The sequence below is a fragment of the Mycobacterium sp. E2497 genome (assembly GCF_001668695.1).
Classification (GTDB): Bacteria; Actinomycetota; Actinomycetes; order Mycobacteriales; family Mycobacteriaceae; genus Mycobacterium.
In genome coordinates, this window is the sequence record NZ_LZKD01000170.1 from 1 (window position 1) to 6,655 (window position 6,655).

Below are 6,655 nucleotides of genomic sequence, written 5' to 3' on the forward strand. Positions count from 1 at the left end.
GGTATTCGACGATGAACCGCAGCACCGCGTCGAGCTTGTCGACCCCCTTCAGGCCCGCGGTCGCCCGCACCAGGCCGCTTTCGAAGATCTGCCGCTCGTAGGCCGAAAAGGCCGACAGCAGTTCCTCTTTGGAGGCGAACCAGCGGTACAGCGTCGGGCGGGACACCCCGGCCTGGGCGGCGACGTCGGACAGGCTGAGCTTCGTCTTGCCGTTGCGGCCGAGGACCTCGGCGGTGGCGTCGAGGATGCGCTGACGCGTCGAGGTGTCGTGTTCCGCGGTCTGGGCCGGCCGGCTCATAGGTGCAACTCTACGAAGTGGTTCACCGTTATTTCGCTTCCCGGCCAGACTTGCCCGGGCGCGGCCGCACCAGCACCGACTGCTGGATGGAGCCGACCGCGCCCTGCTCGTCGAACAATGTGCCGATCGTGGTGCCGACACCGTCCGGGCCGTAGCTGGTCTCGGCGCGGATGCCGATCCAGTTGCCGTCCGGAACCCGGAACACGTGCACGGCCAGGTCGGTGTTGAGAAACGTCCACCGGGTGATGTCCAGCTTGCTGCCGATGCCGTTGGCGCAGTCGGCCACCGCGAACAGGCGCTCGAGCGGTGTCATGCTCTCGCCGGTGACCAGATCCACGGTCGGGTGGATCCACGATTCGCCGGGGCCCTTGCTCAGCGGCTCCGTCAGCCACAGCCAGTCCAGGCTGTGCACGTAGTTGCGGTCCCACTCCCGCGCCTTGAGGTTGCGGTTGCGCGCTTCGCTGCGCGGCCCGGGCATCGGGGCGGCGGCGTGGGCCAGCGCCCGCGTGTCCAGCGTCTGCAACCGCCACCCGCTCGCGCGCGCCACGGGCCGGGGCCGGCCATCGTGGCCGGGGGCCAGCATCTCGGCGCTGACCAGTTCGATCTGTTTGCCGCCGCGCTGCACCTGCGCGTTGACCCACAGGTCGCCCTCGGCGGGCACCCCGCCGAGCAGGTCGATGACGACGCGGGACAGGCGGGTGTCCTCGCGCTGCTCGCAGCGCTCCAGCGCCCGCACCAGCAGCGCCGACACCGGCCCGCCGTGCTGGATCGACGCCGACCAGGTGCCCCGCGCCAGGTCGGTGGCCCGGAACTTCTCTCCCAACGGGTCGGTGCCGTCGATGAGCTCGTAGTAGGAGTCCGACATCGTCAACCTCTTCCTCAGGGCAGGCCGGCGCCGGGAGTGGTCACCGTGACGGCGTCCAGCCGCGACAGGCGGGTGCCGATCAGGCGCTGAGGGTACGCCTCGGTGCTCGACAACAAGAACAGCGTCCGGCGCTCCGGGCCGCCGAGCGCGCAGGCGATGGCGACGCGCTCGCCCATGTCGATGCGGTCGGTGACGGCGCCGCCCTCGACGATCCGCTCGAATTGGTGGGCCAGCGTCATCGCCGCCCACACCGCGCCGTCCGCGTCGAGCGCGATGCCGTCGGGTGGCCCGTCCAGGCCGTCTGCGAACACACGCCGGCCGGTCAGCCCGCCGTCGGCGCCGACGGTGAACGAGGTCAGCCGCCGGCCGACCGACTCGGCCACGATCAGCGTTCGGCCGTCCGGGGTGATCACCATGCCGTTGGGAAAGTCGAGGTCCTCGGCCACGACCGTGGCGGGGCCGTCGGGATCCAACCGGATGATCGCGCCGCCGCTTCGCGCCTGGCATCCGATGTAGGCGCGGCCCGCGTCGTCGATGACCATGTCGCCGAGATCGGCCGGCGCCAGGCCGCCGAGATCGGCGATGGTGTCGACGGTTTCACCGTCGTAACGCAGCACGGTGCGGTCCTCGGCCGAGACGATCAGCAGCGATCCGTCGGGGCGGAAACCCAGGCCCGACGGGGCGTGCCCGGGCAGCGGCAACGTGGTCAGGGACCCGCCCATGGTAGAGGTGTGTACCGCCTCGCCCAGCATGTCGGAGAACCACAGGAGGCCCTCGAACCAGCGTGGCCCCTCGCCGAAGCAGAAGCCGTTGGCCAGCGGTTCGGGAATCATGCCCCGATGCCCTTCACCCCAGCTCCCGCTTTACAAAACACCGCCAAAGTGTCAGGCACCGCGGGTACCGGTGTCAATCGCGCAACCGGGGGATCGGTGTTGTTAGCCAAGCTTTACAAATCCTAGGCAAAGTGTCACGCTGGGCCGTGAGCTGCCGGCGCGAGAGGTGGAGTGCGAATTGACCATGGCTTCCGAGGAATCTGAGCAGACCGAGTGGACCGTGCAGGGCCTGCTGGATCTGTTCGACGTGCGCCCCGACGGGCAAGACCGGTACATCGGCGACACGGGCGGTGATCTTGGAGCCGTCGGCGACGAACGGCAGGTCGCGGAAGGCACCCAGGTGCTCGCGCAGGCGATTGTCGCCGTGGCCAAACGATTCCCGGACAAGTCGGTGCGCTCGGCGCACGCCGTCTTCTCCCGCGCCGTCGCCGTCGGCCCGCCGATCGAACTCGTCCTCGACGTCGTCGCCGAGGGCCGGTCCACCGCCACCGCGGTGGTCGCAGTGCACCAGAACGGTCGGCGCTGCCTGAGCATCACGGTGCTGGCCGACGTGCCGACCGGCGACGTCATCCGCCACCACCTGCCGCGCCCCGACGTGGCCCCGCCCGCCGAGGCCGTCCACTCACCGATGCCGATGGTCGGACGGGAACTTCGGCTGGTCGATGTGGTCGACGTCAACAGCCCCGACGAGGTCGGGCCGCCGGAGCTCTACGCGTGGCTGCACTACGACCCGATCCCCACCCGGGACGACCTCGCGAAGGCGCTGCTGGCGTACTTCACCGGGCACCTGGGGATCTCCACCACCATGCGGCCGCACCCCGGCATCGGCACCGCCCAGGCGCATTTGACCGTGTCCACCGCACCGATGAGCATCTCGGTGGCCTTCCACGAGCCGGTGCGCTGGGACGGGTGGCTGCTCTACACCCACGAAAGCACCCAGGTCGGCGCGGGAATGTCCTACGTGCGCGGCACGGTGCATTCCGAGGAGGGCGAGCTGCTGTGCTCGTTCGCCCAGGAGGCGCTGATCCGGCCGCTGCGCACCACCGACACGGCCATCGATTCGCGCGCACGGTTCTAGCCGGACTGGTCGCGTCCATGCGCTTCACCATCACCCACCCGATGCACAGCCATCCGTACAACGCGGAGCTGGTGAGCGGGGACGGCATCGGGAAGGTGGCGGCGGCCACCGAGGCGGCCGGCATCCACGGGTTCGGCTTCACCGACCACCCGGCCCCGTCGCAGCGGTGGCTGGAGGCCGGTGGGCATGACGCGCTGGACCCCTTCGTCGCACTGGGTTTCGCGGCGGCGACGACGAGCACGCTGCGGCTGATTCCCAACATCGTGGTGCTGCCGTACCGAAACCCGTTCGTGGTGGCCAAGTCCGGCGCCACACTGGACCTGCTCTCCGGTGGCCGGTTCACGCTCGCGGTGGGCGTCGGTTACCTCAAGCGGGAGTTCGCCGCGCTGGGGGTCAGCTACGACGAACGGGCGGAGCTGTTCGAGGAAGCCCTGCAGGTGATCCGGGCGGTGTGGACCGGCGACGACATCACCTACGAGGGAAGGCATTTCACCGCGCGGGGGATCACCGCGCACCCCCGCCCCCTGAGCGACCCGCATCCACCGATCTGGATCGGCGGCAACACGTCATCGGCGCGCCAGCGGGTGGCGCAATACGGTGACGGCTGGTGCCCGTTTCCCGCCCCGCCGCAGCTGGCGCAGACAGCCGGCACGGCGGTGATCGACTCGGTGGCACGCCTCACCGACGGCATCGACGATCTGCGGCGCCGGTGCGACGCCGCGGGCCGGGACTGGTCGGGGATCGACGTCACCTTCACCAACTTCGAGGGCGGCAGCCCCGCCAGCGACGAATTCAACGCCGACGCCTACCTCGACGGCCTGGAGAAGCTGGCCAAGGTGGGCGTGACATGGGTGAGCGTTCACCTCCCCGGCGACAGCATGGCCCACGCGCTGGAGACACTCGACCGGTTCCGGACCCACGTGATCGACGCGGCCTGATGGACTTCTCCCGCGTCGACCTCTCACCCGAGGACCAAGCCTTCCGCGACGAGACTCGCGCATTCATCGCGAAGCACGTGACCGAAGAAGTGCTGCACCGGCAGCTGGAGTTCGGCGAAAACTTCGACGAACACGTGCATTTGGCGCTGGGCGAGGCCGGCTACCTGGCATCGGACTGGAAGCCGGAGTCCGAGGGCGGGTTCAGCCCGGTTCGGCGCCGCATCTTCCAGCTCGAGATCGCCCGGGCCCATACGCCGTGGTATCACTGGGGCACCACGTCCGTCGTCGCCCGGCTGGTGCGCCAGTTCGGGGCGCGGGAGCTCGCCGACGGGGTCCTGCCCGGTGTGCTCGCCGGGGAGATCCGGCTGTGCCTGGGCTACACCGAGCCCGAGGGTGGATCGGACGTCGCCACGTGCAAGACGCGCGCCGTGCGGGAAGCGGATGGATCGAGCTGGATTATCAATGGCTCCAAGATGTTCACGTCGAACGCGCAGAACGCCCGCTACGTCTTCCTGCTCACCAACACCGATCCGCAAGGCCCGAAACACCGGAACCTGACCATGTTTTTGGTGCCGCTCGACTCGCCGGGCATCGACATCCAAGGCCTCCGCACCCTGGACGGTGACCGCACCAACATCGTCTACTACAGCGACGTCCAGGTCGACGACCTCTACCGGATCGGCGAGGTCAACGGCGGCTGGACCGTGATGCGCGCGGCGCTGGACTCCGAGCACGGCGTCGTGGATCCGGAAGACCATGGCCTGCAATACATTGCCGCGATGTCGGCGCACGGTGACCTGATGGCCGAAGTCGTCGACGCCGTCGCGGCGGTCGTCGCCCACCCCGGACCGGACGGCCGGCGGCCGCTCGACGACGACTCGGTGACATATCGGCTCGGGCGCGACGTCGCCCGGATGGAAGCGGCGCTATCCACACCCGGAATGTTCGGGCGGGTCGCGATCGCGCAGACGATGCGTGACATCACCCCTGACCTGATGGACATCCTGGGCACCGCGTCGGCGTTGCCCACCGAAACCCCCGGATCCGCGACCGACGGCGCGGCAGAACACCTTTACCGGCTGGCGCTGCCGCTGGGGATCTACGGCGGGACGCTGGAAGTATTCCGCAACATGATCGCCCAACATCAACTCAAGCTGGGACGGCCCAGTTACGGCGGCTAGCCCCACGCGTTCTCCCGCGCCAACCTCTTGCCGGGGCGCTACCGTTTCACCGAGCACTGCGGACCCGCACCTGCGGTCCGCCGGCAGCGAAACGATGGCAGAGAGGTGGCCCGCCCAGTGGTGGTTCTCGTTGCCCTCGGCTCGTTCATCACCACGCTGCTGGGCGGTTATGCCGCGCTGCGTATCGGTTCCTACCGCTATCTGGTGCTGGGCTTGGCCGCCGGTCTGATGCTCGGCGCGGTGGCCTTCGACCTGCTGCCGGAAGCGATGGGCCGGCCGTACTGGGTCCTCTTCGGCGTACCGGTTCCGCTCCTTGCGTTCGTCCTCGGCTTCCTGGTCCTGCACGTCGTCGAGCACACGGTCGGCATCCATCGCGGCGACGGGTCGGATGAGGCCGGCGCTCCGGACGCGCCCGCCGTCGGGATCCTCGCCGCGTCGGGGCTGATCGGCCACAGCGTCATGGACGGATTCGCCATCGGGGCCGCCTTTCAGGCGGGAGCCGCCGCGGGCGCGGTGGTGGCTGTCGCGGTGATTGGCCACGACTTCGCCGACGGCTTCAACACCTACACCGTCACGTCGCTCTATGGAAACGACCGGCGGAGGGCGCTCGCGCTGCTGGGCGCCGACGCCGTCGCACCGGTGGCCGGGGCCGCCCTCACGCTGGCCGTGACGATTCCCCATCGCCTCCTCGAGGTGTATCTGGGATTTTTCGCGGGTTTCCTGATGTATCTGGCCAGCGCCGACATCCTGCCGAGGGCGCACGCCGGGCACCGCACCGCCGCGACCCTGGCCTGCACGCTTGGCGGGGTGCTGTTCATGCTGGCGATCGTCGGGCTGGCGAGCTAGGCGAGGCGGGTAAGGGCCGAAAGGCTCTAGCTTCGCGAAGGCATCGGCGAATAGCTTTCGAAACGCTTAGTTTCGTCCCGAAACACCTTGTGCCATCAGCATTTCGGGGGACAACCTATGGACGCCGCAATAGAAGCCGTTGCCGGCAACGCCGCTCACGAGGGGTGGCTGCCACTTCCCGCCCCGGCCCGCGACCCCGACGATGCGATCGTCGCCGCATTCATGCGGGGGAAGACCACCAGGGAATCCGGTCCCGAACCGCTCTCGATCCGGGACCTCTCCGACCTGCTGTGGTCCGCGTACGGCGTCAATCGGGAAGCGGGTCCGTTCGGTGCGCCGGGACGCACGGCGGCGTCGGCCAGCAACTCTCAAGAGATCGATCTGTATGTCGCACTCGCCGATGGGACCTATCGGTACGACGGGCCCCGTCATCGCTTGGCGCGCATCACCGGTGGCGATGTCCGCGCCAGCGCCCTGACGCCGGGTGAGCCGGGCGTCACGGTGGCCCCGGCGATGCTGATCTACGTCGTCGACGTTGACCGGCTCACCCATACCGCGGGCTTTGACGAGCCGGGACTTCACGACCCGGAAGTGCAGAAGTCTTACTACTACGTCG

8 protein-coding genes are annotated in these 6,655 nt (G+C 69.0%); 5 read left to right on the plus strand and 3 right to left on the minus strand.

What is annotated here, in order from left to right:
* The 3 genes from A5713_RS15450 to A5713_RS15460 form a co-directional block, all read right to left on the minus strand.
* The coding region (locus tag A5713_RS15450; RefSeq protein ID WP_156751900.1) for a TetR/AcrR family transcriptional regulator at window positions 1–298 on the minus strand (298 nt) is incomplete at its 3' end.
* A 28-nt stretch (window positions 299–326) separates the two neighbouring features.
* Complete coding sequence (locus tag A5713_RS15455; RefSeq protein WP_068096720.1) at window positions 327–1,163, minus strand: thioesterase family protein; 837 nt, start codon at window positions 1,161–1,163, stop codon at window positions 327–329.
* 14 nt (window positions 1,164–1,177) lie between these two features.
* On the minus strand, window positions 1,178–1,996 hold the full coding sequence (locus A5713_RS15460; RefSeq protein ID WP_068096722.1) for an SMP-30/gluconolactonase/LRE family protein: 819 nt from the start codon (window positions 1,994–1,996) through the stop codon (window positions 1,178–1,180).
* A gap of 184 nt (window positions 1,997–2,180) precedes the next feature.
* On the opposite strand from A5713_RS15460, the gene A5713_RS15465 reads away from it, so the two are divergent.
* From A5713_RS15465 to A5713_RS15485, 5 genes are all read left to right on the plus strand, one after another.
* Window positions 2,181–3,074 carry an acyl-CoA thioesterase II gene (locus tag A5713_RS15465; RefSeq protein ID WP_068096725.1) on the plus strand — a complete coding sequence of 298 codons (894 nt, stop codon included), beginning with the start codon at window positions 2,181–2,183 and terminating at the stop codon, window positions 3,072–3,074.
* Between the two features lie 17 nt (window positions 3,075–3,091).
* Complete coding sequence (locus A5713_RS15470) at window positions 3,092–4,012, plus strand: LLM class F420-dependent oxidoreductase (protein ID WP_068096726.1); 921 nt, start codon at window positions 3,092–3,094, stop codon at window positions 4,010–4,012.
* Complete coding sequence (locus A5713_RS15475; protein WP_068096727.1) at window positions 4,012–5,193, plus strand: acyl-CoA dehydrogenase family protein; 1,182 nt, start codon at window positions 4,012–4,014, stop codon at window positions 5,191–5,193. The genes A5713_RS15470 and A5713_RS15475 overlap by 1 nt, the downstream gene beginning before the upstream one ends.
* 117 nt (window positions 5,194–5,310) lie before the next feature.
* Window positions 5,311–6,039 (plus strand): ZIP family metal transporter, encoded by a 729-nt coding sequence (locus A5713_RS15480; protein WP_068096729.1) that lies wholly within the window; start codon window positions 5,311–5,313, stop codon window positions 6,037–6,039.
* A gap of 117 nt (window positions 6,040–6,156) precedes the next feature.
* Window positions 6,157–6,655: hypothetical protein (locus A5713_RS15485; protein ID WP_197516381.1), on the plus strand; the 499-nt coding region annotated here is incomplete at its 3' end.

What these genes read in the sequence shown, in the direction of transcription:
- A5713_RS15455 (WP_068096720.1), bottom strand. Translation starts at nt 1,163, where the DNA reads ATGTCGGACTCCTACTACGAGCTCATCGACGGCACCGACCCGTTGGGA.
- A5713_RS15460 (WP_068096722.1), bottom strand. Translation starts at nt 1,996, where the DNA reads ATGATTCCCGAACCGCTGGCCAACGGCTTCTGCTTCGGCGAGGGGCCA.
- A5713_RS15465 (WP_068096725.1), top strand. Translation starts at nt 2,181, where the DNA reads ATGGCTTCCGAGGAATCTGAGCAGACCGAGTGGACCGTGCAGGGCCTG.
- A5713_RS15470 (WP_068096726.1), top strand. Translation starts at nt 3,092, where the DNA reads ATGCGCTTCACCATCACCCACCCGATGCACAGCCATCCGTACAACGCG.
- A5713_RS15475 (WP_068096727.1), top strand. Translation starts at nt 4,012, where the DNA reads ATGGACTTCTCCCGCGTCGACCTCTCACCCGAGGACCAAGCCTTCCGC.